22 protein-coding genes are annotated in these 24,928 nt (G+C 51.4%); 15 read left to right on the top strand and 7 right to left on the bottom strand.

The features are described 5' to 3' along the window. Positions 1 to 11 precede the first annotated feature (11 nt). Positions 12 to 773, bottom strand: a complete 762-nt coding sequence (locus tag MHI42_RS08915; RefSeq protein ID WP_342423531.1) for an RNA polymerase sigma factor — start codon at positions 771 to 773, stop codon at positions 12 to 14. Between the two features lie 168 nt (positions 774 to 941). On the opposite strand from MHI42_RS08915, the gene clpP reads away from it, so the two are divergent. Both clpP and MHI42_RS08905 read left to right on the top strand, forming a co-directional pair. Next, positions 942 to 1,559 (top strand): ATP-dependent Clp endopeptidase proteolytic subunit ClpP, encoded by a 618-nt coding sequence (gene clpP / locus MHI42_RS08910; protein WP_256704061.1) that lies wholly within the window; start codon positions 942 to 944, stop codon positions 1,557 to 1,559. An 18-nt stretch (positions 1,560 to 1,577) separates the two neighbouring features. Beyond that, positions 1,578 to 1,784: a hypothetical protein gene (locus MHI42_RS08905; protein WP_039303983.1), complete on the top strand. Its 207-nt coding sequence runs from the start codon at positions 1,578 to 1,580 to the stop codon at positions 1,782 to 1,784. A 147-nt stretch (positions 1,785 to 1,931) separates the two neighbouring features. Here the strand turns inward: MHI42_RS08905 and MHI42_RS08900 are convergent, their stop codons facing one another. Continuing rightward, positions 1,932 to 3,371 (bottom strand): MDR family MFS transporter, encoded by a 1,440-nt coding sequence (locus tag MHI42_RS08900; protein WP_342423530.1) that lies wholly within the window; start codon positions 3,369 to 3,371, stop codon positions 1,932 to 1,934. A 162-nt stretch (positions 3,372 to 3,533) separates the two neighbouring features. On the opposite strand from MHI42_RS08900, the gene MHI42_RS08895 reads away from it, so the two are divergent. Then, positions 3,534 to 4,148 carry a TetR/AcrR family transcriptional regulator gene (locus tag MHI42_RS08895; RefSeq protein ID WP_171718533.1) on the top strand — a complete coding sequence of 205 codons (615 nt, stop codon included), beginning with the start codon at positions 3,534 to 3,536 and terminating at the stop codon, positions 4,146 to 4,148. A gap of 125 nt (positions 4,149 to 4,273) precedes the next feature. Here the strand turns inward: MHI42_RS08895 and MHI42_RS08890 are convergent, their stop codons facing one another. Beyond that, positions 4,274 to 6,094: an acyltransferase gene (locus MHI42_RS08890; protein WP_342423529.1), complete on the bottom strand. Its 1,821-nt coding sequence runs from the start codon at positions 6,092 to 6,094 to the stop codon at positions 4,274 to 4,276. 114 nt (positions 6,095 to 6,208) lie between these two features. On the opposite strand from MHI42_RS08890, the gene MHI42_RS08885 reads away from it, so the two are divergent. The 5 genes from MHI42_RS08885 (at position 6,209) to MHI42_RS08865 (ending at position 11,820) form a co-directional block, all read left to right on the top strand. Beyond that, positions 6,209 to 7,087 carry an AraC family transcriptional regulator gene (locus tag MHI42_RS08885; protein WP_342423528.1) on the top strand — a complete coding sequence of 293 codons (879 nt, stop codon included), beginning with the start codon at positions 6,209 to 6,211 and terminating at the stop codon, positions 7,085 to 7,087. A gap of 107 nt (positions 7,088 to 7,194) precedes the next feature. Continuing rightward, positions 7,195 to 8,850, top strand: coding sequence for a helix-turn-helix domain-containing protein (locus MHI42_RS08880; RefSeq protein ID WP_342423527.1), 1,656 nt, complete (start codon positions 7,195 to 7,197; stop codon positions 8,848 to 8,850). Positions 8,851 to 8,948: 98 nt separating this feature from the next. Continuing rightward, a complete protein-coding gene (locus tag MHI42_RS08875; protein ID WP_342423526.1) occupies positions 8,949 to 9,959 on the top strand; it encodes an iron ABC transporter permease in 1,011 nt (336 codons plus the stop codon). A gap of 49 nt (positions 9,960 to 10,008) precedes the next feature. After that, entirely contained in the window at positions 10,009 to 11,037 is a 1,029-nt protein-coding gene (locus MHI42_RS08870) for an iron ABC transporter permease (RefSeq protein WP_342423525.1), read from the top strand. 42 nt (positions 11,038 to 11,079) lie between these two features. Next, positions 11,080 to 11,820: an alpha/beta hydrolase-fold protein gene (locus MHI42_RS08865; RefSeq protein WP_342423524.1), complete on the top strand. Its 741-nt coding sequence runs from the start codon at positions 11,080 to 11,082 to the stop codon at positions 11,818 to 11,820. A 37-nt stretch (positions 11,821 to 11,857) separates the two neighbouring features. Here the strand turns inward: MHI42_RS08865 and MHI42_RS08860 are convergent, their stop codons facing one another. Then, entirely contained in the window at positions 11,858 to 12,211 is a 354-nt protein-coding gene (locus MHI42_RS08860; protein WP_342423523.1) for a nuclear transport factor 2 family protein, read from the bottom strand. Positions 12,212 to 12,952: 741 nt separating this feature from the next. Here MHI42_RS08860 and MHI42_RS08855 point away from each other — a divergent pair. Both MHI42_RS08855 and nspC read left to right on the top strand, forming a co-directional pair. Continuing rightward, positions 12,953 to 14,152: a saccharopine dehydrogenase family protein gene (locus MHI42_RS08855; RefSeq protein WP_036702452.1), complete on the top strand. Its 1,200-nt coding sequence runs from the start codon at positions 12,953 to 12,955 to the stop codon at positions 14,150 to 14,152. A gap of 25 nt (positions 14,153 to 14,177) precedes the next feature. Next, entirely contained in the window at positions 14,178 to 15,314 is a 1,137-nt protein-coding gene (gene nspC, locus MHI42_RS08850; protein WP_042140990.1) for a carboxynorspermidine decarboxylase, read from the top strand. A gap of 671 nt (positions 15,315 to 15,985) precedes the next feature. On the opposite strand, the gene MHI42_RS08845 is transcribed toward nspC, so the two are convergent. Continuing rightward, positions 15,986 to 17,128 (bottom strand): IS4 family transposase, encoded by a 1,143-nt coding sequence (locus MHI42_RS08845; RefSeq protein ID WP_342423522.1) that lies wholly within the window; start codon positions 17,126 to 17,128, stop codon positions 15,986 to 15,988. Between the two features lie 265 nt (positions 17,129 to 17,393). Between MHI42_RS08845 and MHI42_RS08840 the strand changes: the two genes are divergently transcribed. Both MHI42_RS08840 and MHI42_RS08835 read left to right on the top strand, forming a co-directional pair. After that, positions 17,394 to 17,555: a hypothetical protein gene (locus tag MHI42_RS08840; protein WP_342423521.1), complete on the top strand. Its 162-nt coding sequence runs from the start codon at positions 17,394 to 17,396 to the stop codon at positions 17,553 to 17,555. A 382-nt stretch (positions 17,556 to 17,937) separates the two neighbouring features. Next, entirely contained in the window at positions 17,938 to 18,921 is a 984-nt protein-coding gene (locus tag MHI42_RS08835; RefSeq protein ID WP_342423520.1) for a phosphotransferase, read from the top strand. A 166-nt stretch (positions 18,922 to 19,087) separates the two neighbouring features. Here the strand turns inward: MHI42_RS08835 and MHI42_RS08830 are convergent, their stop codons facing one another. Beyond that, on the bottom strand, positions 19,088 to 19,675 hold the full coding sequence (locus MHI42_RS08830) for a DUF2441 domain-containing protein (protein ID WP_342423519.1): 588 nt from the start codon (positions 19,673 to 19,675) through the stop codon (positions 19,088 to 19,090). A gap of 15 nt (positions 19,676 to 19,690) precedes the next feature. Then, positions 19,691 to 21,202 (bottom strand): stalk domain-containing protein, encoded by a 1,512-nt coding sequence (locus MHI42_RS08825; protein WP_342423518.1) that lies wholly within the window; start codon positions 21,200 to 21,202, stop codon positions 19,691 to 19,693. Between the two features lie 235 nt (positions 21,203 to 21,437). On the opposite strand from MHI42_RS08825, the gene MHI42_RS08820 reads away from it, so the two are divergent. The 3 genes from MHI42_RS08820 (at position 21,438) to ltrA (ending at position 24,846) form a co-directional block, all read left to right on the top strand. After that, on the top strand, positions 21,438 to 22,061 hold the full coding sequence (locus MHI42_RS08820; RefSeq protein ID WP_039303946.1) for a deoxynucleoside kinase: 624 nt from the start codon (positions 21,438 to 21,440) through the stop codon (positions 22,059 to 22,061). Beyond that, positions 22,058 to 22,711: a deoxynucleoside kinase gene (locus MHI42_RS08815; RefSeq protein WP_342423517.1), complete on the top strand. Its 654-nt coding sequence runs from the start codon at positions 22,058 to 22,060 to the stop codon at positions 22,709 to 22,711. Before MHI42_RS08820 ends, MHI42_RS08815 begins: the two co-directional genes overlap by 4 nt. Positions 22,712 to 23,679: 968 nt before the next feature. Next, positions 23,680 to 24,846: a group II intron reverse transcriptase/maturase gene (ltrA, locus tag MHI42_RS08810; protein WP_342421450.1), complete on the top strand. Its 1,167-nt coding sequence runs from the start codon at positions 23,680 to 23,682 to the stop codon at positions 24,844 to 24,846. The last annotated feature ends 82 nt before the right edge of the window (positions 24,847 to 24,928 follow it).

Here is a 24,928-nt window from a genome sequence, read left to right as displayed (position 1 = left end):
AATGAATAAAGTTAAGCTGCCATCCGCAGCCCGGCATAGGTGCTGCTTCCATTCAGATAGGAGAAGCTTCCGCTTCCGGAATACAGGGCATGCACTGTGGTGGTGCTTACAGCAACAGTTACTTCTGCAGCAGTCTCCTGGCGGAGCAGCTCCAGCATCAACGGAATTTGACCCTGCTCATAGGCATGGGCCAGCGCCCGGAGATAAGCCCGGTAATCAGCATCCGGCGGAAGAGCGGGCCCCTCATTCTCAGCCAGTTCTTCCCGGACCCTCGATAAGGCCAGGCGTGCCCGGTGCAGAGCCGCCTTGACTGCCCCTTCGGTAGTGCTTAAGGTTCCGGCTGTCTCGGCGGCTGAATAGCCCAGAACATCACGGAGTACGAAGGCGGTCCGCTGCAAAGGGGAGAGATGCTTGATCAAGGCCTGAAAGGCCAGTTCGATTTCGGTGCGGTCTCCTTGCGCAGCCGGTGAAAGGGCTGAATCGGCCGGGGTTTCTGAACGTTCAAGCGCACGGATCAGGGAGCCTTTGCGCCGTGCGGCATCAATCCACGTATTCTTGGCAATCCGCAGCAGCAGGGCTTCAGGATTGGGGCTCAAGGTGAACTTGCTGTATCCGAGTGCCTTGGTCCAGGTCTCCTGGGCCAGATCTTCAGCGTCGAATGGGGAACGGGTCAGCGACAGGCAATACCGGTGCAGCGCAGTCCCCAGCTCCTGCAGACTCTGCTTATCCATATCCGCCCTGTCCGGCATACGGTGATGTTCAAGAATCGTCATCTTGGCCCTCTCCTTTGTGCTTTTTTGTTATGTTCTTGTATTCAGCTTATATAGCCATTGCTTCTATTATATAAACGAATGGCACTTTGTAAAAGATACGCTATCCCTGTATACCTGCCGAATTCCGTATGCCCGTATCTTTAAGCTTCCCTGGTCCGTCTACAGGATATATACACTAAGACAGATCAGAGGAGGCACAACCTAATGAGTATTATACCTTATGTCATTGAACAGACTTCCAGAGGCGAACGGTCCTACGATATTTATTCCCGGCTGCTGAAGGACCGGATTGTGTTCGTGGGTGCGGCAATCGATGACGGGCTGGCCAACAGCATTATTGCCCAGCTGCTGTTCCTGGCGGCGGATGAGCCGGATAAGGATATCCAGATGTTCATCAACAGCCCCGGGGGCTCGACTACCGCCGGCTTTGGTATTTATGATACGATGCAGGTAATCAAACCGCAGGTGAATACGATTTGCACCGGTTTTGCGGCTTCCTTCGCTTCGCTGCTGCTGTTGGCAGGAGCTACAGGCAAAAGATCCGCACTGCCGAACAGCGAGATCATGATCCATCAGCCGCATGGCGGTGCACAGGGCCAGGCCAGTGATATCGCCATCAGCGCAAGACGTATTCTGCAAATCCGGCACAAGATAGTCCAGATTACGGCGGAACGTACCGGCCAGCCGGCGGAGAAGGTGGAGAAGGACATGGACCGTGATTATTTCATGTCAGCTGAGGAAGCACTGGAATACGGGATCATCGACACGATTATTACCCATCTGTAGACGAAGGAGCGGATTAAGATGTTATCAGCATTGAAAGGGCAGGAAGTAACGATTCATTTTTTGGATGGAACCAGTGTCAGAGGAGGGGTTCTGGAGGAGCTGGATGAGAGGTTCGTGAAGTACAGCACGGAGTTCCAGACCCTCTACATTCCAATCACCTCGATCCGTGCAGTAGATGTGCAGACCAAAGAACGGGAACGGCCGCGTGTCGGTTTCGGGCAGTAGACAGTACATTCTCATAAAAGCAATCTAAACCCCCGGTTCTCCGCTCTATCAGGGAGAAACGGGGGTTTTTGGTTGGCATAGTGCAACTGCTGCTGATATTGCTGCTCAAGCTGATATTGGGCCTTAATATCCGCTTGAGGTTTATCCTCAGCCAGCCGCAGGGCTGCTGCGGTGCGAGGGCAGGATGAGTGCAGGAATCAATGCGATCACGGCAAAGCCGATCGACCACCAGAAGGCCGCATCGTATGCCCCGGCAATGCTCTGGAGACTTGAGGCTGATTGCCCGGCCAACTGGTGCTGGGATACAGTGGCCAGAATCGCTGCCCCGAAGGCGCCGCCGATCGTCTGGCAGATCCTCATGGAGATACTGGCATGGGGGATCTGATCCTTGCGCAGCCCTATATATGCGGATACCATTACCGGAATCAGGAGTCCGTTCAGGGCAGCCCCCCGGACTACCAGTGCTGCCGCGAGCAGGATCAGATTCGTATCCGAACCGGCGAAGGCAAAGGGAAGTGTCGCGAATATAGTGACCAGCAGGCTTAGAATGACGATGATCCGCGAACCGGTGCGGTCGGACAGACTGCCGATCCAGCTTCTGGTGAGCAGCATACCTATTCCTTGGGGAATCATCATCATTCCGGTATACAATACACTTTCACCGCGTACCTGCTGATAGTATAATGGCAGCAGGAGTAAAGCCCCGTTCATGACCATGCCGGACAGGAATACGGTGACATTCGATGCTGAGAAAATGCGCGACTTAAACAGACGCAGATCCAGCAGCGGTTCTATGCGCGTCCGCAAAGCGTAGACAATGAACGCGGCCATGAGGACAAGGCCAATCACCAGGGGAATCACCACTTTGCTGCTGTGCAGCCCCCCATAGGTGCTGATTTGGGCGATCCCGTAGATGAGGATAGCAAAAGCAGGGGACAGCAGCAGCAGACCGGTAAGGTCAAGCGTCTGTTTGCGTGTGGACGGCTCATCCGCCGGAATGCCGCGCCAGGCCAGCAGTATTGCGATAAGGGTAATGGGAATGTTCACGTAGAAAATAAAGCGCCAGCCCAGGCTGTTGATAATGACCCCGCCCAGCACGGGACCGAGAATGGGCCCCAGCAGGGTGGGAATGCTGATGATTGACATGATCCGTCCGATGTTGCGGCCCCCGGCAGTCTGGACAAGCACGGTTTGCAGGGTCGTAATTAATATTCCTGCGCCTACGCCCTGCAGGAGGCGGAAGCCGATCAGGCTGCCGGGATTCCAGGCCAGGGAGCAGAGGACCGAACCGGCCAGGAATACGGCGAGTGAGAACATGTATACTTTTTTGCCGCCGAAACGGTTGACTGCCCAGCCGGACACCGGAATTGCCATACCCATGGTCAGGACGTAACCGGTAATGACCCACTGGATAACGGCAACGGAGCTTTGCAGGTCTGAAGTAAGTGTCCTGATGGCAACGTTGATCATCGTGGAGTCGAATAACGGCGCGAGTGCACCGAAGACGAGAATAAGGGCTACTTTAAGAATGGCGGGATCAAGCTTCTCTTTCTGTGCTTTCTTGGGCTTGCTTCTTTGGTCTGACATAAAATTGCTCCTCTCAACATAATAAGGTACGGTACGTTGCGTACCTTATGTGAATAAGATAGAGTAAAAGCAGCCAGAATGCAACAAGAGAATTTTCTGCCCATTTTGTCCGCCAGAGGCAAGCCGCGTCTATACTGAAATATCCCGAAAGTAGGAAATGACATGGACGATATCAAACAAGAAAATCAGCCCAAAGGCGGACGCCGCCGCGGGGAGGTTCTCGAACAAGCCATACTGCAGGCCGCCTGGGAAGAGCTTGGCGAAGCGGGTTATGCCCGCCTGACGATGGAGGGGATTGCGGTCCGGGCGCAAACCAATAAAACCGCACTCTACCGCCGCTGGCCGAATAAAGCCAAGATTGTTGCAGCCGCGATTAAGAAGCATATGCCTAAGACTGCTCTGGCCGCTCCCGATTCAGGCGATCTGCGTACGGATATGCTGCAGCTGTTTGAGAGCTTCGCCAGGCCTTTGCAGGGCATCGGAGCTGAGACGATCCACGGTCTGCTGGTGGAGTATCACGGCGATAACCTTATTGCACTGCTGCCGAAGATATTGCCTCCCAAGAGCGGAGGCAAGCTGAACGCGATTATGAGAACGATTCTGGAGAACGCGGAGAAACGGGGAGAGGTCCGGCTGGACCGCATTCCGGACCGGGTAATTATGCTTCCCGCCGATTTATTCCGCTACGAGCTGCTTACCACCCATGAACCTGTTTCTGATGAGACAATCACCGGTATTATTGATGATATCTTCCTGCCGCTGGTCCGGATCAGGTGATGGGTCCCCAAGAGCACAAACAACCGCCGATACCGGAATATCATTCCGGTATACGGCGGTTGTTTGTGTTGAAGGCTGAAGCTGGTAAGGAAGTTCATTCACAGCGGAAGCGGAGATGGAAGCCGCTATCTCGGGGGCAGTGAGAAGGCAGGGTCCAGGCGGTGCACACCTTTGGGAGTATATCCAAGCGATGAGCTTACACCGCACAGGTCAGCCAGCAGATAGAGGATGCTCAGCCACATTTCGGTTCCCTGCAGACCCGTGTCCTGCTGCTGTGATAACTGGAAGGCGAAGCCGCGCTGCGGAACCCAGAATTTCAGCACTTCGCTGAGCATATTCTCCGCCCAGCTGCGGATCTCTGCACGGCGGTAATCGGTCTGCTTCAGGCAGAGCCAGAGCGGATGGACCACATCCAGCACGTTGCAGGCGTTAAGCACCTCTGCACGGAAGAACCGGCGGTCCCTGCTGTGGGCCAGCACGGTATCGATACTGCGCTCCGGATACGGCAGAGGAAGACCGAACTGCGCATAGGTCGCTCGGGTGAGCCGGTAGAAACCGTTCACCGGCTGCAGCCAGCCTTCCTTTGCGGTAGGGAGGCCCCAGAGGCCGGAGTCCCGGCGGCAATGGGTCGCCAGCCAGCCGAACAGATCATCCGGCCGTTTGCGGGACCCGAATGTCTTCAGGTTGTGGTACAGACCTGTGGCATAGCAGTCGATCCAGTCTCCGCCGCCCCAGGCGTTGTCCTCCCATGGCAGGTCATTCAGATATGGATACAACGCAGCGGTTTCCATATTCTCAGCAACGGTAACCGGATGAGGCAACGCAGAACCTAGCACTTCCAGTGCGTAGCCTACAGCGAGAAGATGGTACCGGGAGAGATGGTCGGTTAACAGCTCAGGCTGATCCTCAGGTCCGGGCGGAGTCCACGGGTCGGGCAGCAATCCTGTCCCGGCATCCTGGAATCCCTGCAATACAGCGGTAAGCTCTGCCCGCGTCCAGCCGGGCGGCAGGCTGCCGAACATCGCGGCAATCTCCACCGCATCGCAGTAAGCTCTAACCGTCCGCTTATATCCGGGCCGGTCGCGGAAGAATTTCTCTTCCCCCGTTGACTCTGAGTAGTACTCCAGCAGCGGGATCAGCTGGTCTCCTGCCAGCCTGCCGAAGTCAGCCAGCTGCTGTGAGAGCAGGCTGTATGCCGGTACACTTTCAGTAACTGGTTTCGTGTTTACGGCAGTGTCCTTATCCGCTGTAACAGCTGTATCAGCCGCATTTATACCCGTACCTTCTTTCACTGCTGTTCCTCCAGGTTGTGCATCCATTGTCATCCCTATATCCTCCTTTTGTTCAACTGCCGCGGCAATTGCTGCTGTATCCCCGGCCAGCCGGCTGCGGATTAACCTGGCCGGATTGCCGCCCACAATACTGTAGGCCGGCACATCTCTGGTAACTACGGCACCGGCGGCGACAATGCTGTGCGAACCGATCTGCACACCGTCCAGAATAACGGCATTGGCTCCAATCCATACGTCGTCCCCGATGACAATCCCTTGGACAGTGCAGGGCTGGCGGAAGACAGGGATATCGGTGGAGGCGAATCCGTGATTGAACCCGTACATACTTGCATGTGAAGCAACTCTTACGCCGTTTCCCATGGTAATATCGCCTGAAATTACACTGTAGCTGTTGAGTGAGCAGTCGCTGCCCATGACGAGCCGGGCACTGCGGACAATCGCTCCGCCGGCAATATAGCTCCGGTCGCCCATCTGAAGCTGATCCGGCAATACCACCGCCTGCGGCGAGACATAACAGGCTTCACCGAAGGTACAGGAGTATTCAGCGGTTAGCTGCTGCTGGTATAGGATCTGCTCTTGCTGCTCCTGTGCGGAGGGGCCGATCCAGGGCATGTAATCGAGCGCCTTCCGTGAGGCGGAACGTTGTTCGGGCATCTCAGTCTCTCCTCTATCACATAAGTCATTATTTCCTTAAGTGTAGCAGTAGAGGAAGGGAAGGGACATGGCATAAAGAGCATGATTAGCTTGTCAAAAACGCTTCAACATCTTATGCTGATTTCAGAGATGCTGCAGAAACGGGGGAGTCAGAGGGTGGAGAAGATTATACAGAATCTGGCCATAGATATTCACTGGATTCACGATAAGATCACGTTCCCGCACTGGAGGGATATCCGCCAGAATATCAATGTGCATAGCTTCTACTGGATTCAGGAAGGTCAGGGGATCTTCCGTACGGACAAAGACTATCCGGTATCGGCGGGAATGCTGTTCTATCTGCAGCCGGGGCTGGCTATGGAGATGAGCTGCGGAAGGGAGGAGCCTCTGCGGATCACGATGATCCTGCTCTCGCTCTATACCTTGTCGCCTTCGGCGGATAATCAGGGCAGGATAGAGCCGCTGGATGTGCTGCCGCTGCAGTTTATGCTGAAGCCGGAGGGGGAACAGGGCAAGCAGCTTGGTCATATGTTCCATAAAATTGCTGCGGATTGGGTCCCCGGAAGCACCGGGAGCCAGCTGATGACCCAGTCCCTGCTCTATGAGCTCATGTACGAATTGCTGCAGGTTCAGGCGAATGTCCAGCTGGGCCGGGGGCAGGGCTATGAGCTGTTTTTGCGGATCAAGGATGATATTGAACGCCGTTACAGTGAGCCTTTGCTTATTCACGAGCTGGCGGTGCGTTACGGGATTTCCTCCTCGTATTTACGCAGTCTTTTTCAGCAATATCTGCACAGGAGCCCCAAAAGCTACTTAAGTGAAATCCGTTATGAGCATGCAGGGAAGCTGCTGCTGTACACCAGACTAACCTTGAAGGAGATTGCAGCGGCCTGCGGTTACAGCGACGAATTTCACTTCAGCAAAAGCTTCAAACAACAGAACGGGCAGCCGCCTTCGGCTATGCGGACCCAAGACCATGGGAAGAGCGGATAATGCGTACCGGTTAAAATAATTCCTGTGACATTGCCAATGAGAATGATTATCAATATACTAAGGGTAGTTTTCATAACATTCGTTCAGATTTGGTGGTGTGCACTGTAATGGAACTTATCCAACAGAGAACTTCTATAGATAACCAAGATGATCCGGTCGATTGGGACCGGTTGTCTTTCCGGCTTCTGTCTGTACAGGCGCTGAAGGGAACGGGGGAGGTCCATCTCGCACAACAGCTGCTTTTCTCTTATGCCCTTGCAGTCGTGACAAGCGGTTCCGTCCAGTTCATTAGTGATCACAACCAGTATGAGCTGGCGGCAGGTTCAGCGGTGCTCTGCCTGCCAGATCAGACCTGCGGAACGGTACAGCCGGCCGGGGGACTGGAGATGTATATTTTCTATTTCGATGTGTACTGTTATGGCAAGTCAGGCGATATCGGAAGTTGTCTGCCGGTTAAGGATAGCGGGTTATACCAGGGGGACGGCAGGCTGCCGTTTCATCCGTCGAAAGAGATGTCGGCCAAATGCAGCAGGCTGTTTCTGCTCTCCGAACAGGGTGAACAGAGCATCGGCTTCCGGGCACAGATTGATTTTCAGGAGCTGCTGTACGATCTCCGCACGCGCAGCCTGCACCGGCCCAGAGATACGAATTCGGCGCTGGAGCAGGCGAAGCAGTACATAGAGGCCCATTATACAGAGGCGTTAACCGTAGAGCAGGTGGCTCAGTCCGCCGATTTCAGCGCCAAATATTTCGTTGACCTGTATAAGAAGAAATATGGCAAAAGCGCGCTGGAATACGCAGCCGAGCTGCGCATCGGGCAGGCCAAGCGCCTGATGGCGGAGAGCGGCGTTAAGCTGCGGGACATCGCTCACAGGGTCGGTTATGCCGATGAATTCTATTTCAGCCGCAAATTCAAGAAGATGATCGGCATGCCGCCCGCAGTCTATATGAAAAGCCGGCGGCGCAAGCTGGCCGCCTACACGCCCGGACTGCTTGGACAGCTGCTGCCGCTGAATATCACTCCATATGCGGCGGCACTGCATCCGAAATGGACCGAATATTACTACCGGAACTACCGCGCCGATATTCCTGTCCATATCAGCGCCTACCGCAACAATCAGGATTGGCAGGCCAATATTGAAGTGCTTAAGCAGTCTAACGCAGAGCTTATCCTGGCCCCGGCAGGTCTGGCAGATGATGAACGGACAGCGCTGGAGCAGGTTGCTCCTGTGAATTATCTGACCAGTGACAGCGCAGATTGGCGCGGGCAATTTCACGAATTATCCCGGCTGCTGGGTGAAGAGTGGCAGCGCGAGCAATGGCTTGCTGCCTTCGACTGGGAGGTGAACGCCGCTAAAGACCGCTTGCACGAAGGGCTGGGCCAGCAGACGGTTACAGTTATCCGTATGCTGGGCAGCCAGCTGTTCCTGCACTGCAACGAGGGAATGGCGAGCATATTGTACCGTGAGCTGGAACTGCACCCGGCTTATGAGTGTGAGGCAGAGGTATATAATGTTCCGGTCACTCCGGCGATGCTCGCGGAGCTGCCAGCGGACCATTTACTGATGCTGATCCGTCAGGAATATGACACGCTAAGGGAGTGGAGGAAGCTGCAGAACGACCCCCAGTGGATGAAGATTCCTGCAGTCCAGCGGCATCACGTACATGTCCTGAGCTCTGATCCCTGGCGTGAGGATTCCGCATATGCGCAGCTGCGGATGCTGCGGCAGATCCTTCAGCTGCTTCCGGCCAATCGTCCATAGTTGTTCCGCATTTTGTCCATGGTGCAGGGGACCCCGCTTCGTTATACTCGTAATTGATAATCATTATCAATACAAATGTACATAAAGAGTGGGATGACATGAAATGGACAGGCGGAATTAAGACGGCCTCCCTGCTGGTGCTGGGGGTTGTCCTTATCATTATTATTAGCGTGTTATCTGTAGCTTACGGAACGAAGCCAATGAGCTTCGGTACGGTGCTTAATGCCATTTTCCACGCCGATCCTGAGAATATTGACCATGTGATTGTGCGGACTTCTCGTATCCCGCGCACAGCAGGAGCGCTGCTGATCGGGGCATTCCTGGCGGTGTCGGGAGCCCTGATGCAGGGGATGACGCGGAATTATCTCGCTTCTCCGTCCATTATGGGGATCAGCGACGGCTCAGTGTTTGCAGTTACGCTGTGCATGGTATTCCTGCCGGGCGCTTCCTCCATGACAATGATTGTGTATTCGCTGGCCGGCTCTGCGCTGGGGGCATTGCTCGTCTTCGGTACGGCCAAGCTGCTGCCCGGCGGCGTATCTCCGCTGACACTGGCAGTGCTCGGCACGATCATCGGCACCTTTCTCGGCGGGGTCTCGCAGGCGCTGGCTGTCTACTTTCAGGTGTCGCAGAATATCAGCTTCTGGTACAACGCCCGGCTGCATATGATGGACCCGGCTGTGATCAGGCTGGCGCTTCCGTTTGCCGCTGCCGGTCTGGTGCTCGCACTGCTGATGGCAAGACCGGTGACGATGCTCTCGCTTGGAGATGAAACGGCCGCAGGCCTTGGACTTCGGGTGGGAACCATCAAGATGCTGACGATGCTGAGTGTGGTGCTGCTGACCGGGATTTCCGTAGCGATAGCCGGCAAAATCGCTTTTATCGGCCTCATTATTCCGCATATTGTACGCTTTCTGGTCGGGCAGGATTACCGCAAGATCATTCCGTTCACTGCGTTTGCCGGAGCCCTCTTCCTGACCTTGTGCGATCTGATCAGCAGGTATATTAACTTTCCGTTTGAGACACCGGTCGGTGTAGTTACCGCATTGTTCGGCGTCCCCTTCTTCCTCTATCTGATCAAAACGAGAGGGGGAGGCCATCATTCGTAAACATTCCAAGGATTCGAACAATTCTAAGGACGCGAAGAACTCGCTGTTAATGAAGCCCAAATCCAAGGCACTGGCCTTCTGGGGGCTGTTCCTGCTGCTCTCTGTTCTGATTGTCTGCGGGATGTATGTCAGTCTGACCAATGGCACCTTTGATATATCGGCGAAGGATGTCGTGCGCACCTTGCTGCGGATTCATCCTGTGGCGGATCATGATCTCGTCATCTTCGAATTCCGGCTTCCGCGCATTCTGCTCGGGGCACTGGTCGGCTTCGGGCTGGGAATCGCCGGGGCTGTACTGCAGGGCATTACCCGCAACTCCCTGGCAGACCCGGGAATTCTGGGCATTCATGCCGCTGCCGGGGCTTTTGTCGTCGTGTTCATGTTCTTTGTTGGCGGCACCATGAAAGCGCCCGGCTGGATTTCGGTCATGAGTATGCCGATGTTCGGATTCATAGGGGGCCTGTGCTCCATCGTTCTTCTCTACCTGTTCGCAAGAAATCAGGGGGAGTTCCACCCGCAGCAATTAATTCTTGTCGGGATCGCTTTGGCCTCCGGTTTCGGTGCGGTAACGCTATATGTTTCCCTGCGAATGGACCCGGAGAATTTCGAGATGGCTACCGTCTGGCTGGCCGGGAGCGTGTATAATGCGAACTGGAGACAGGTGCTCTCCACACTTCCGTGGCTGCTCATTCTGACTCCGGTAATCTGGCGCCGCGCGCCGGTGCTCGATCTGCTGCAGTTGCATGAGGTCAGTGTCAAAGGCATGGGCGTGGCGGTGGGCAGGGAACGGCAGATTCTGCTGCTGTGCTGTGTAGGGCTGGTCAGCGCCTGTGTGTCCGTGTCGGGCAGCATCGGCTTCGTCGGACTGATTGCTCCGCATATTGCACGGCGGCTGATCGGTAATAGCTACAGGTACATCGTGCCGTTGTGCGGCCTGATCGGAATGCTGATGGTGATAATTGGTGATTTTATCGGCAAAACCGTTTTCGCTCCCGTTCAGCTGCCGGTAGGCATTGTAATCTCCATCATCGGCGTGCCGTATTTCATATTCCTGCTGTTCAGAAACCGTGCCAGATAAACGCACCGCTTGCTGACGGAGGCCTAAAGGAGAAGTCACAGGATGGGAATAAAGTATATTCACATAGAGATACACGGCTGGAAATTGACTATACGTTTGCCATTCAGCTACGGTACGGAGCACAGGCGGTTTCCGGTAGCGTACCTGCAGGACGAAGGCAGTGTAATGAAGCATACGGCGAATTACCTGGACCATTTGTTCAGATCGCAGCAGCTGAATGAGCTGATCCTTGTCGGCGTTGCATCGAAGGACCGGAATCATGACTATACCCCGTGGCCCCTGCCGGAAGTGACCCCAGGAGCACCCTCGTTCGGCGGCGGAGGAGAGGATTATCTGCGGGCACTGGCGGAGGAGATCAAACCTTATATCGACAGCCATTATCTAACGTTACAAGAAGCCCGGTATACGGGGATTATCGGATACTCTCTCGGCGGACTGATCTCGTTGTATGCCTCTTACCGCTATCCTGAAGTGTTCGGGCGGATAGGCCTGTTATCGGCATCCTTCTGGTATGAAGGTATCCTGGACTACATGCGGGATCATCCCGTAGACAGAGCAGGGCAGCGGATATATATGTACTACGGAGAGCTGGAAGGCTGCTATAAGACCAATGCGCAGAAGGAAATGGCCGGACGCTCCAGGGCGGCGCATCAGCTGCTGCTGGAACAAGGCTTCAGCGGCGGTGATTTACTGCTGGAGTGTGATCCGCAGGGAACCCATGACCTGATGTTCTTCAGCCGGCAGTTCCCGCCGGCGCTGAAGTGGCTGTTTGGCGGGGCGTAGTCAGAATTCATATGTTTTGAAGTCCCCGCCAAGTGCCTTACTGTTTAAAGTTCTCCGCTCCCGGGACAATTTCAATATTAGTGATTAGATCCTTGGCAACAGTAAAGAAATAATAAAACAGTTGAGGACTACCCGTGAAGATACCACTGGTTAATGAACTTACAATTATTATTCCGTGTTTATTTTCCGCGTCAATCACTTTGGATTTCAATTCAAATTCGACAGATTTTTCACGCCATTCTTTAATTGCTTCAATTCCATTAAAATGATTGTTTTCACCGCTATCGTGGATGTGTGCATCTTTTGCCATGCAAGCATCTATGACCGTAGTATCATTGCTGTTTAACGAATCCATATAAATTTCAACAGGTTGCGGTAGTTGTTTTGACATTGTGTTACCTCCTCTTTTTTATATCCTAACATGACTAACTAGACTACTATATGTCACATTACCTATTACAACAGCCGGAACAACGATACACGCAATTCTGTATAAAAGCTTGACCGCACCCCTCAGAGCCCCATCTGCGGGGTTTATTTCTGCGTTCAGAGTATTGGATTACCTGCGTTACACATAATAACTCTATGGAGCTGCTGCCGGCACTTCCTGACGCAGCTGTGACGGTCAAGCAGTTAGTGCGGAGCGAAAAAGGGGTAAGTTACTATAATGTGCGGTATTTGCAGTTTTACACAACCACTTGGAGGTGAGCGGATTTGATCGGAATAGAGAGGGAAGACCAGCCGTTTCCACTTAATTTTAAAATAAATCGTATGAAGATTTCTTCTGCTGTGATACAATTATCCAGTTGGCCTTGTGCATGGTTAATCGTCCGGTGCTCTTGATGAGCCCGTGATTGAATGAAGCTAATAAGCGCAGGAAAACGAAGCATTCCAGTGTATTGCTGTGAATTACAGAGTATTAATGGAGAAACCAACAGATTTTACACGGAACATATCATTTTTTGTCGTTTTTTATTGATTTATTGAGAAGGTTTCTGTATAATCAGCCTTGTTGATTTTTCATAGGATGTAGCCTGTTCAGCTTGATGAAACGAAACGACTGACAACGAAACGGATCCAGAGCAGCAAGGCTAATAACTAATAACTTAAGCAAAATTAGGGGGTTATTAATTTGGGAAAAGCGTTAATTATTGGCGCTGGCGGTGTAGCGAGCGTTGTTGTTCATAAATGCTGCCAGAACCCGGATGTATTCGAAGAGATCTGCATTGCCAGCCGTACGGTGTCAAAATGCGATGCTCTGAAGGAGAAACTGGACGGGGGCCTGACAAAGATTTCTACGGCCAAGCTTGATGCTGACAACACGGAAGAAGTCATTGAACTGATCAAGAGCTTCCAGCCGGATGTCGTGATTAATGTCGCTCTCCCATACCAGGATCTGACGATCATGGATGCCTGCCTGGCTACCGGAGTGCATTATGTAGATACAGCTAACTACGAACCGCAGGATACCGCGAAATTCGAATATTCCTGGCAGTGGGCGTACAAGGAAAGATTCGAGAAGGCCGGAATTACGGCGCTGCTCGGCAGCGGTTTTGACCCAGGCGTAACCGGTGTATTTACGGCGTATGCGCAGAAGCATTATTTTGACGAAATTCATACGATTGATATTGTGGATGCAAATGCCGGTGACCATGGTTATCCGTTTGCGACCAACTTCAATCCTGAAATCAATATCCGCGAAATTACAGCGAACGGACGTTACTTCGAGAATGGCGAGTGGATTGAAACTGCACCGCTGTCCGAGAAAAAAGTCTACGATCTCCCGGAGATCGGTCCGAAGGATATCTATCTTTTGTACCATGAAGAGCTGGAATCCCTGGCTGTTAATATCCCTGGCGTGAAAAAAATCCGCTTCTGGATGACCTTCTCGCAGAACTACCTGACTCACTTGAAGGTGCTTGAGAATGTCGGCATGACCTCGATTGAACCGATCAATTATGAAGGTAAAGAGATCATTCCTTTGCAGTTCCTGAAGGCCATTCTGCCTGACCCGGCTTCCCTGGGCCCAAGAACCAAAGGTAAAACGAACATCGGCTGTATCATTCAAGGTACTAAAGACGGCCAGCCAAAAACTTATTATGTCTACAATGTCTGCGATCACGAAGAGTGCTACAGAGAGGTTGGCTCCCAGGCCATTTCCTACACTACCGGCGTTCCTGCAATGATCGGGGCTATGATGATTATCAAAGGCATCTGGAACAAACCGGGTGTACACAACATCGAAGAATTCGATCCGGATCCGTTCATGGATGCACTTAACAAACACGGGCTGCCTTGGCAAGAAGATTTCTCGCCGACGCTGCTGGATTAGGGCTTAAGTCATGAAGGATAAAGATATAGATATTGATATCAGCGCGCTGCCGTCCCCTGCCTATCTCGTGGACGAGCGTCTGCTGACGAAGAACCTGGAAACTCTGAACTACGTGCAGGAGCAGAGCGGAGCGAAGATTCTTCTCGCGCAAAAAGGCTTCTCCATGCATTCCATGTACCCGCTGGTGGGTAAATACCTGCATGGCGTAACCTCCAGCTCCCTGTTCGAAGCCCGCCTGGGCTTCGAGGAAATGGGCAAAGAGGTCCATGTGTATGCGCCGGCCTATGTAGACCGCGAGTTCGATGAGCTGCTCGGCTACACCGACCACATTGTGTTCAACTCGTTTGACCAATGGAGCCGGTTCAAGGAACGGGTGCAGAACGCACCGAAGAAGATCAGCTGCGGCATCCGCGTCAATCCGGAGTACTCCGAGATTGAAGTGCCGCTGTATGATCCTTGCTACAATTACTCCCGTATGGGCGTAACCCTGCCGAACTTCCGGCCGGAGGAGCTGGACGGCATCGACGGGCTGCATTTCCATACGATGTGCGAACAGAATTCAGACACGCTGGAGCGTACGCTTAAGGTTGTGGAAGAGAAGTTCGGCCAGTATCTGCACGGCATGAAATGGCTGAACTTCGGCGGCGGGCATCATATTACCCGACCTGACTATGACCTGGAGACGCTGATCAAGTGCATCCGGCATATGAAGGAAACTTATGGCGTGGAGATTTACCTGGAGCCGGGCGAAGCAATTGCCCTTAACACCGGTTACCTGGTGGCGACTGTACTCGACACGATGCATAACGGTATGGATATCGCGATTCTCGATACCTCAGCCGAATGCCATATGCCGGATGTGCTGGCAATGCCTTACCGTCCGGGCATCATCGGTGCCGGAATGCCGGGCGAATTCGCCCACACCTACAGACTCGGCGGCATGACCTGCCTGGCAGGGGATGTCATCGGGGATTATTCCTTCCCGGAGCCGCTGAAATACGGCGACAAGCTTATCTTCCTCGACATGGCGCATTATTCCATGGTGAAGAACCACATGTTCAACGGCGTGAACCTGCCGGCCATCGCTTCCTACAATGAGGAAGAAGGCATCAAGGTCATCCGCGAGTTCGAATATAGCGATTTTAGCGGCCGTTTGTCTTAAGTTAGTATAGAAGCGTTCCATCAGCTGCGGCTGATGGGGCGCTTTTTTGCGGTTTGAGGGGGGGAGGCTCAGCCCGGAGCTGCGATCCTGCGGCTGGCAGGTTGCTGTTTACTATTTGCACACTGTGTATTGCCCATTGCGCCTGATTGCTCACCAACTGCTGCCTATTGTCCATTAACCGTTCCCTGCCCATCAACCGCTCATTATACTACTTACAACCAACATAATGCTCACCATACAACACACCATACAACGCACGATACAACCTATGATAAAGGTCAGCGTACAAAACGCCATACTGCTCACCATACAACACATCATATTACTCAACATACAACCACCATACGACCCACGATAAAGCTCAACGTACAGCACGCCATACTGTTCACCATACGACCCACGATAAAGCTCAACGTACAACACGCCATACTGTTCACCATACGACCCACGATAAAGCTCAGCGTACAACACGCGATACTGCTCACCATACAACACACTATACTACTCAACATACAACCTACGTTAAACCTCAGCGTCAACACGCCATATTGTTCACCGTACAATACATCAATACAACCAAGCGTACTATCCGCTACTTACAGCCCGCCACTCCTGCTGCTCCCTAATCCGCCGATCTGCCGGAAATGTTGCATAAAATACAGGCGTGTTGATTACCCAGATACTGGATTGATTAATTCACAGAAATCTCCAGTATTTCTCCGGAGCAAATCAAACTGAACCTGCCACTCGACCGGAAGATTCTGGTTCTGCAGGAACTGCATAAATTCCAAGAAAGTAAGCTTTACGAAGCAAGGGACTTTGTCTTTCATTACGTCAAACAACCACTTTAAAAGAACATAGACCATGAACGCCGCAAACAACTGATTGTAGACCGAATTCTTTGTTTTTCCAAACAATTTAGGTACATTGAGATGCTGCTTGATCCAGCGGAAAAAGACTTCAATTTGCCAACGGGCTTTGTAGATTTCGGCAATGACTTCTGGGGACTCTTCTCTTAAATCGGTGACCACTCGGACCACTTGGTTACGGTCATTTTTGAATTCAACCACACGTTGACGCTCCGCAGAACGGCACTTTCCTTGGCCGATATTGCAGATGATATCTCGTACAATCTTGGGATCTCCTTGGAGTTGGCAGGTGTGTATTTCCGGTTCGACTAAGTGTAGATTGTCTTTAAGCCGAATCACAAAGGACTGGCCTATGGACACATAATGATCCAATCTCCCGATTTTCCCATAGGCCCGGTCCTGTACTATAATATAGTCTGGATTTGCCAATACTTCGCCTAACGGAGCGTCGTGGCGTCTGGCGATCGTTTCTTCCACCTGAAGGGGAGACTGCTGAGCATAGGAGAAGGCCGTGTGCATTTTGAGGCCCCCTCTGTGCTTTTTGTATTTCGCAAAGGACAGTTGATGGTTGGATGCCGTGATCGTCGTAGAGTCGATTAGTAATAAATCTTTGGGAAGATTCAGGTGACGCCGGGTTTCGCGATTACATTTTTTCACCAGGAGTCGAAAGACTCGTTTAAAGATCTCATAGGGAACCTCGCCGGCTTTTTTCGAGAGGGTTGAGTAGTGAACAGGAACTAAATCATGGGTTGGAGCTAGCCTTGCACACTCACGAAAACCGTCCCATTTCAGATAACTGGCTTGGGCGAGATAGTGCAGCATGGTATACACCGTGAATTTAGTTGCAGTGTCCGTATAGTCTTTCTCTTGCCCGGTTAGTTCGGCTACTTCTTCTTGGGTTAAAACTTGTTTAAATACAGCTAAGAATGGGTTATTCTTGTTCATGAGGTCGCCTCATTTCGGTTTGGTTTGGTGGTACTTACCATTACCCGAAATGGCGGCCTTTTTTGTCCTTTTTTTGGTAAATCAACACGCCTGCATAAAATACAACAATTCGCGGTGTAGATCGGCTAAATAAGGGAAATCTTGCACAAAATACAACATTTTGAAGTCTAGATCGGCTAATCAGCTTAAAATCTTGTAAAAAGTACAACAATTCGTGAATGCGACCGCCAAATGGACGGAAATATTGTAAAAAGTACAACAATTTGTGAATGCGATCGCCAAACGGATGCAAATCTTGCAAAAAGTACAACAATTTAGCTCCGTTGAGCTCCAAAAGGAAGCGAAGGAAGCGAAGAAAGTGAAAGAATCAAAAGAATCAAAAGAATCAAAACAGTCAAAGGAAACAAAAAACCTAAAAACTCCCTAATGTGAGTTTTTGCTGCGGGAGAAGGGACACTGCTGATGTGAAGCGTTCTGGCTTTTTTACGGTGATGTTTACTTGTAAAACATACTTAAAAAAGTTTGTTACATTGCCCTTAATCTGCATCTGGCGTAGCATTGAACAGAGAATGATTTGAACGTGAAGGGAGTGAGCGGCATGATTAAGATCGGCCGGGTTATACGAACGGGGAGCTGCAGCAGTTGCGGTGAGAGAAGCGCAAGACAGAAGAAGGAACAGAGAAGAACAATGAGTAAAGATAAAGGAAAGAGGATAGAGACAGAAAGCTGAAGACTGCGAGCCCAAGAATGGCGATTCAAGTTAATGCTGCGTCTTCCTCTGTTGACTAACCTATAGGGAGCTGCTATGCATGCTGAAATTACAATATCTACACAAGAATGAGGAACTGGCGGCGATGCTGCTGGGGAATTGGGAACATGATCCGGAGTCACTGCATCTGTTCCAGTATTACCGGATCTCTTCCAATGCGGTGTATCCGTTTGAGAACACAGGGCATAGCCAATTGCTGCGGTTCGCGCCAGTAACTGAGAAGCAGAAGGACAATATACTGGCAGAGCTTGAGTTCATCGCTTACCTGCGGGAGCACGGGTATGGTGTGCTTGAAGCAGTAGCCTCGCGCACAGGATCAGAGCTTATTGAAGCCGAGACCCCATGGGGGCCATACTATGCTTCCGTATTTAAGCGGGTAGCTGGGGTGCAGCTGGGCAGCACAGAGCTTAGTGATCACATCATATATAAATATGGTGAAGCGCTGGGCCGGCTTCATCAATTGTCCAATGAATACACGCCTGTACAGCCTGGCAGATGGACGCACAAGGCTGTGCTGGAATGGATTCTGTCCGTGTTGGCTGAGTTTCCCGGGGAAGAAGCGGCTGTGGCCGAGGTAAGGTTGCTGGAAGAATATTTTGCCGGACAACCTGTCACGCCTGAGAATTACGGGCTGATCCATTATGACTTTGAGCCCGACAATGTGTTCTATGATGAGGGCTCGGATACCATCAACGCCATCGATTTCGATGATGCGATGTACCATTGGTACGCTATGGATATTGAACAGGCACTGGATAGCCTGGAGGGAGAGGCAGCGCCGGAGGAATATGAGCACAAGAAGCAGATCTTCATGAACGGCTATGTCAGCCGCCGCCCGCTGCCGCAAGACGGACCCTCCATGGTAGCATGTAGACGGTTCGCCGATCTGTATGGCTATGCACGGATCTTGAGATCCGCAGCGGAGCAGGCAGAGAATGAGCCGGATTGGCTGACTTCGCTGCGGAGCCGGCTGGCAAATGCATGTGCGGCCAGGGCTTCGCGGTTTGGCGGGCCGATCGGGTAAGCATAATCTGGAATTAAGCTGACCTGTACAGCGGCCCGGCCCGGCTGAGTGGTGTCAGCAGACAAATCAGTAGTAGGCTTACCTGGAAACTGAAACAGCGACAGCAAAGGACGATAGAATGAAGTCCTGGACTGTCGCTGTTTTATTTAACTACCATTATACTACATTAGAATTCATCAATGATTTCTACGACTTCGATTATACCGTTAATCAGCAGCTCAGGAAGCTGGTTATGGTTATTGCCTTTCCAATATTCCCGGGCTTGTTCGATTTTGCGGGAGAAAGGGAGGCCATCCTCTTTTGGCAAAAGAGTACCGTCACCTTCAAAGATCCTCCCGTTCACGCGAAGTTTAACGATCTGCAATACTTTTCGATGATGAGAGACGAAGATTTCTTTCCATTTCAGAGCGTCTTCATAGCTCTTTGCAGCATATAAGCACGACAACCGGGAAGGATATTCAGGATATTCCTGCAATCTAACCATTTCAACGAGTGCTTCTCTTATCGCCCGGATGGTCTGTCCCATATATCTAAGAGCCACATCTGCATTCTCTTTATCCATGCTTATGCCGTCATTTGTATAGTGACCGTGCAAAATTTGCATAAAGTCTTCACCTTTGGAATTCATCTGTTCCTTCTCAAAAAAGAAGTGATATAAGGTGTTTTTTTGGTTTTGGTCAAAATTGATGATCTGCCCCAGGTTCATTTTGTTCCGGGTTACAATGTGATAAACATACCATTCGTTATCTTGCATAGACTGCTGCTCCCCCTATTTCAGACTTATTGCAATTCTGCTCTCCAGCGGCAGCCATTCAACCGTGGCCCCGAGCTGTTCGCTGATGAAGCGCAGCGGCAGATAGACGGCACCATTGACTACAAAAGGCGGAGTAAGCAGTGTAATGCTTTTACCATTTACTGTTGTGGCTCCACTCACGGTATTAATCACAATCGTCAATGGCGATTTGTCTTTCCCGGTGCCGGTAATGGTCGCTATCTTATCCATAGAATAACCGACGGTGGCCCCCATCTTGCTGAACAACGAGCGCAGCGGAATGAAATTCTGCCCGTTCCGGGTAATTACCCCGTTCGTGAAGGCGACAGATTCGCCGTTCAGGGTGACAGAAATCGGTTTTTGCATCGGGACAGGGTTTTTATAGCTGAACTCATAGGTGCCGTACCCGAGCTGAGCATTCTTGTTCACACCCCAGCCCCAGAGGGTGCCGTCTTTCTTTTGCATAATAATATGTCTTCCGCCGCCCTTCATGGACTGAACATCGGAAGTGAGCAGAGTGAACGGAGCGTCCGGGGACATCCGGGTCGTTTCAGTAGAAGCCGCATATACCTTACCGTCTGAGGTCAGCGCAACAATAGAGTGTTCGACGATGTAAGCATCGGTCACCTTGCTGATTCCTGAGAAAAGGACGGGAACGGGTTGATCCGCATAAGTAGTTCCATCGGAGTATCCTGTGACCGTTGAGCCCCAGAACCATAAACGGGATTGCCCGTCAATGGCGAGCCGGGTACGTCCGTTGTTGCGCAGAATACTTACGCTGGATAAGGCGGGCATGCGGGTGGCTGTAAGCTTAGAAGCATCGCCTAGAGTCTCCGGTTGATAAGAATTCTGGATAGGCCAGGTCCAGACGCTGCCGTCCTTGCGGAGTGCGTAATTCTGTTCAAGCTGGGTGATGTCCGTCAGACTAGCTACAGGCGTGAGGGTGGCAAATTCGTCAAAGGTGGTCCATACTGTACCGTCCGTCTTCAAGAACAGGAAACGCCGCCAATAGCTTTGCCCGTTACTCTCGCTGTATCCGGAGACAGCAGCAACTTGATCTATACCGGGGACTGGTGAAAAAGAAGTCGTCTCCGCACCGTCAGGTGTCGTCACTGCAATAAACACCTTGCCTTCTCCGGTGATTGCTACTCGGCGGCTCTCCAGGCTTAAGAAGTCCGTCATATTCGTTAATTCAGCGATCGGAGTCACTTCTATTTCCAACGTCCGGGCGTTGGTCTCCCAGTTCCAGACAGAGCCGTCCCTGGCCGTAACCAGTGCGCTGTTCCACAGGGGAAAAGAAGCTTGTACATCACTTAACCCCTGAACCTGTGTAGGGACAGATTTGGTGTCGCCCCAGACCCAGAGGGAACCATCATCCTTAATCAGATCATTGGCTCCATAAGAGGCGATCCCGGAAGCACTTGCGGCTGAGCCCGTCTCAGGATTACCAATGCTCAGAACTGCGGTCAGACCCATGATCAAGCTCACAAGCAGATTTCTTTTTTTCATAAAAGCACCCACTACCCTCAATGTTATTTTTACTGATATAGGTAAATAAAAGAATATATTTCCTTCCATATAGACGCTGTATGAGGGCGGAAAGTTTCTTTGAAAATTAACCGTTCATAGCCGGCCCTCCTGTGTTACAATGATTTAGTCTGTTTTTTGTGGAATTTGATTTGTGCACCGATATTTAATAAGCTGTACCCGGCATTGTCCGTATTTGAGGAGGAAATCAGCGTTAATGAAACATGCACCTTTTATAGCCGTGGAGGGTCCAATTGGAGCCGGTAAAACAACCCTCGCCACGATGCTCGCCAGCGAAATGCAGCTTCCGGTCATTAAAGAAATCGTGGATGAAAATCCGTTTCTGGACAAGTTCTATCAGAATATGGACGACTGGAGCTTCCAGCTGGAGATGTTTTTTCTCTGCAACCGGTTTAAGCAGCTTGAAGACACTACGACCCAGTACATAGATAAAGGTAAGCCGGTCATTTCGGATTATCATATTTATAAGAATCTGATCTTCGGGGAACGGACATTGAAGGGATCGAAACGGGACAAATACCGGGAGATCTATCATATCCTGACTGATGATTTTCCGAAGCCGGATATCATCTTCTACATTCGTGCCGATCTGGATACGCTGCTGGCCAGAATTGCCAAACGCGCCCGTACGTTCGAAGAGATCATTGCGCCTGCTTATCTGCAGCAGCTGATCGAAGATTATGACGATGCGATGGCTTCACTGGCCCGCCGCGAACCCTCTACGGTCATTATTACCATCGATGGCAACAAGGTCGACTTTGTAGAGAACCCGGAAGACTTCGCCGCAATCGCGGAACAATTAAAGGAGCTTATGAAATGAACTCATACAACATCCCGGACAATGCAATTATCACGGTAGCCGGCACGGTGGGCGTCGGCAAATCGACACTGACCGCAGCACTGGCGGAACGCCTGCAGTTCCAGACGTCACTTGAGCAGGTAGATCATAATCCGTATCTGGAGAAGTTCTACCATGACTTTGAGCGGTGGAGCTTCCACCTGCAGATCTATTTCCTCGCGGAACGCTTCAAGGAGCAGAAGAAGATGTTCGAGTTGGGCGGAGGGTTCGTGCAGGATCGTTCGATTTACGAGGACACAGGGATTTTTGCCAAAATGCATGCCGATCAGGGCACGATGTCAAAAACCGATTATGAAACTTACACCAGCCTGTACGAGGCGATGGTGATGACGCCGTATTTCCCGCATCCTGACGTGCTGATCTATATTGAAGGCAGCCTGCCTTCGATTCTGACCCGGATCAATGAGCGCGGGCGCGAGATGGAGATTCAGACGGATGTCTCCTACTGGGAGCATATGCATGACCGGTATTCCCAGTGGATTAACGAGTTCAGCGCCTGCCCGGTGCTGCGACTGAACATTGACGAATATGATGTGAAGGATGCTGCCTCCATGGCAAATATCCTACATAAGGTCGGCGCGGCGATTGGCCGGGCTCCAGTAGGGAAGTAAAGGTTTTATTTTAGCGGATGGTTTGTGAGATTGATAAGAGATAGGGATGTTAAGAAGCGGCACCAGTTCATCTGGGGCTGCTTTTTTTGGTGCGCCTCACAGTCGCACCATCTAGGTGGTTCAAATCCACCCGGTAACTTTACCCTTTAAAGTGCCGTAGCCGAAGTAGATATCCGGCAACCGAAGGTTGCACGGATAGGCAGGGTGTCTTCCGTGAGGAAGAATCCGAAGGGCCTGCAGGCAAAGTCCAGCCCGGAATGCAGTGAACCAGAGGTGGCGGCGATGTCGGGCGACCCGCCCGAAAAACGGGGAAGCCTATACGAGAACGTATATTTTACAGGAAAACAACCAAAGGGAAATGACCTGTAGAACTCATCGACGTGATTAGGGTCAGGATGGATGGAATAGAAGGTGCAGATAACTGAGGGAAGTCTCGTAGTCTCCTTGACGCAAACGCGGACAAGGTAGGGGAGGTATAACCGAAAGGGAAAGCCAAGCCGAAGGATTGCGAGATGGCGGATCGTTTCGTAGTAGTGAGTAAATCCGGGCCAATGAAAGCTGGTAACAGACTGGAGGAGAAAACCCGGATGAGTATGCGCCTGGATTTTTTTTTTTGAAAGGCAATTAGCCAGAAAAAAAAGTGGTGTCGCATACCCTGCTCTCACTCCAAAAGAGGAGAGACAGAGGCGAAGGGAACGTGCTTCGTCAAAGCCTGTGAGTGTTCGTGAGTGGAGATCGTAAACGTCTTAAACCAGCGAGGGTTTGACCGAGGGGGTACGTCCCGCCGAGAGCGAAAGAGCGCTTGGGGATGAGGCAAACTGGCGACCTGAGTACATCCAGGGCAGCAGGAGCGATTGAAAGTTTTTTTTTCTAACACGCAGTTGCCGGGATGGAATAAGCAAGGAATCGATCTATGTAGCGGAAACAAGACCAGCTTGGTGAGTAGCGGTAAAGGTGGTGAAACACCAATGAAACCGAAAAGACGTTATTATTCCTTAATCGATAAGGTTTACCAAATGAACAATCTGCACGAAGCCTGGCTATCGGTAAAGAAGAATCAAGGAAGTGGCGGTGTGGATGGCGTCAGCACCCTAATGTACGAGAAGAATGTGAGCATGAACCTAAGAGAACTCCAAAGGTTATTGCAGCAGGGGCGTTACGTTCCAGATCCCGTGAGGCGGCATTACATCGAGAAGGAGAATGGGAAGTTAAGGCCGTTAGGCATTCCCACGATCCGGGATCGGGTATGTCAGCAAGCGGTACGCCAAATCATTGAGCCTATCTTTGAAGAGGACTTTTACTACTATAGTTTTGGGTTTCGGGCAGGATACTCGGCGCATCAAGCCATACACACGATCCGGCGGGCCAAACGTAACGGATATGAATATGTAGTGGACCTGGATATTGTATCTTTCTTCGATGAAATTCCCCACGAAGGACTCATGGAGAAGGTAGGAGAGCGGATCACCGACGGAAAAGTGCTGACGCTCATTCGCGGATGGCTAACGGCGGGAATCATGGAAGATGATCAGTTCCATGAAACGGAAATCGGGTCTCCACAGGGCGGGGTTATCTCGCCGCTGCTGGCAAATATCTATCTGAATACGTTTGACTGGGGAATGAAGGAGCAGGGATTTGCCGTTGTCAGATATGCAGACGATGCTGTGATCCTATGCAAGAGTAAGGAGAAGGCAAAAGAGGCATATCTGGCAGCAAAGAAGATCCTGGAAGAGGACCTAGGGCTGCGGATGCACCCGGAGAAAACCAAAGTGGTGGATTTTAAAGAAGGATTTCGTTTTCTGGGATTTGACTTCAGGAGGAACTATGTGAGCTTGCCGGAAGCGAAAATGAAGAAATATAAGGAACAAATCCGAAACGCGACCCGAAGGCAGCAAGGAACCAACCTGGAGGGAATGCTCAAGAAGCTAAACGAAATCATCCGAGGATTTGGAAACTATTTTGGGATAGGAGATGTAAAGAAAAAGTTTGAACGTCTGGATAAATGGACGCGGATGAGGGTGCGAGCCTTCAGGCGCAAAAAGAAATCTACGGAGTCAAACCGGTTGATTCCAAATAAGGAACTGGAAGCAGCGGGAATGGTATTTCTAACAAGCTTACTCACCACGCGTTCCTAATTCAGGAGTGAAATAGGCAATCCGGCGATGGATGAAGGAAACTCACTCCTGAAGATGGGGAACTGACGAAGGAAAGCCGTGT

Source organism: Paenibacillus sp. FSL E2-0178 (assembly GCF_038593005.1).
In the GTDB taxonomy this organism is placed as follows: domain Bacteria; phylum Bacillota; class Bacilli; order Paenibacillales; family Paenibacillaceae; genus Paenibacillus_AQ; species Paenibacillus_AQ phytohabitans.
The sequence above is the reverse complement of the archived record's forward strand: the minus strand, read 5'-3'. Positions and strand labels throughout refer to the sequence as shown.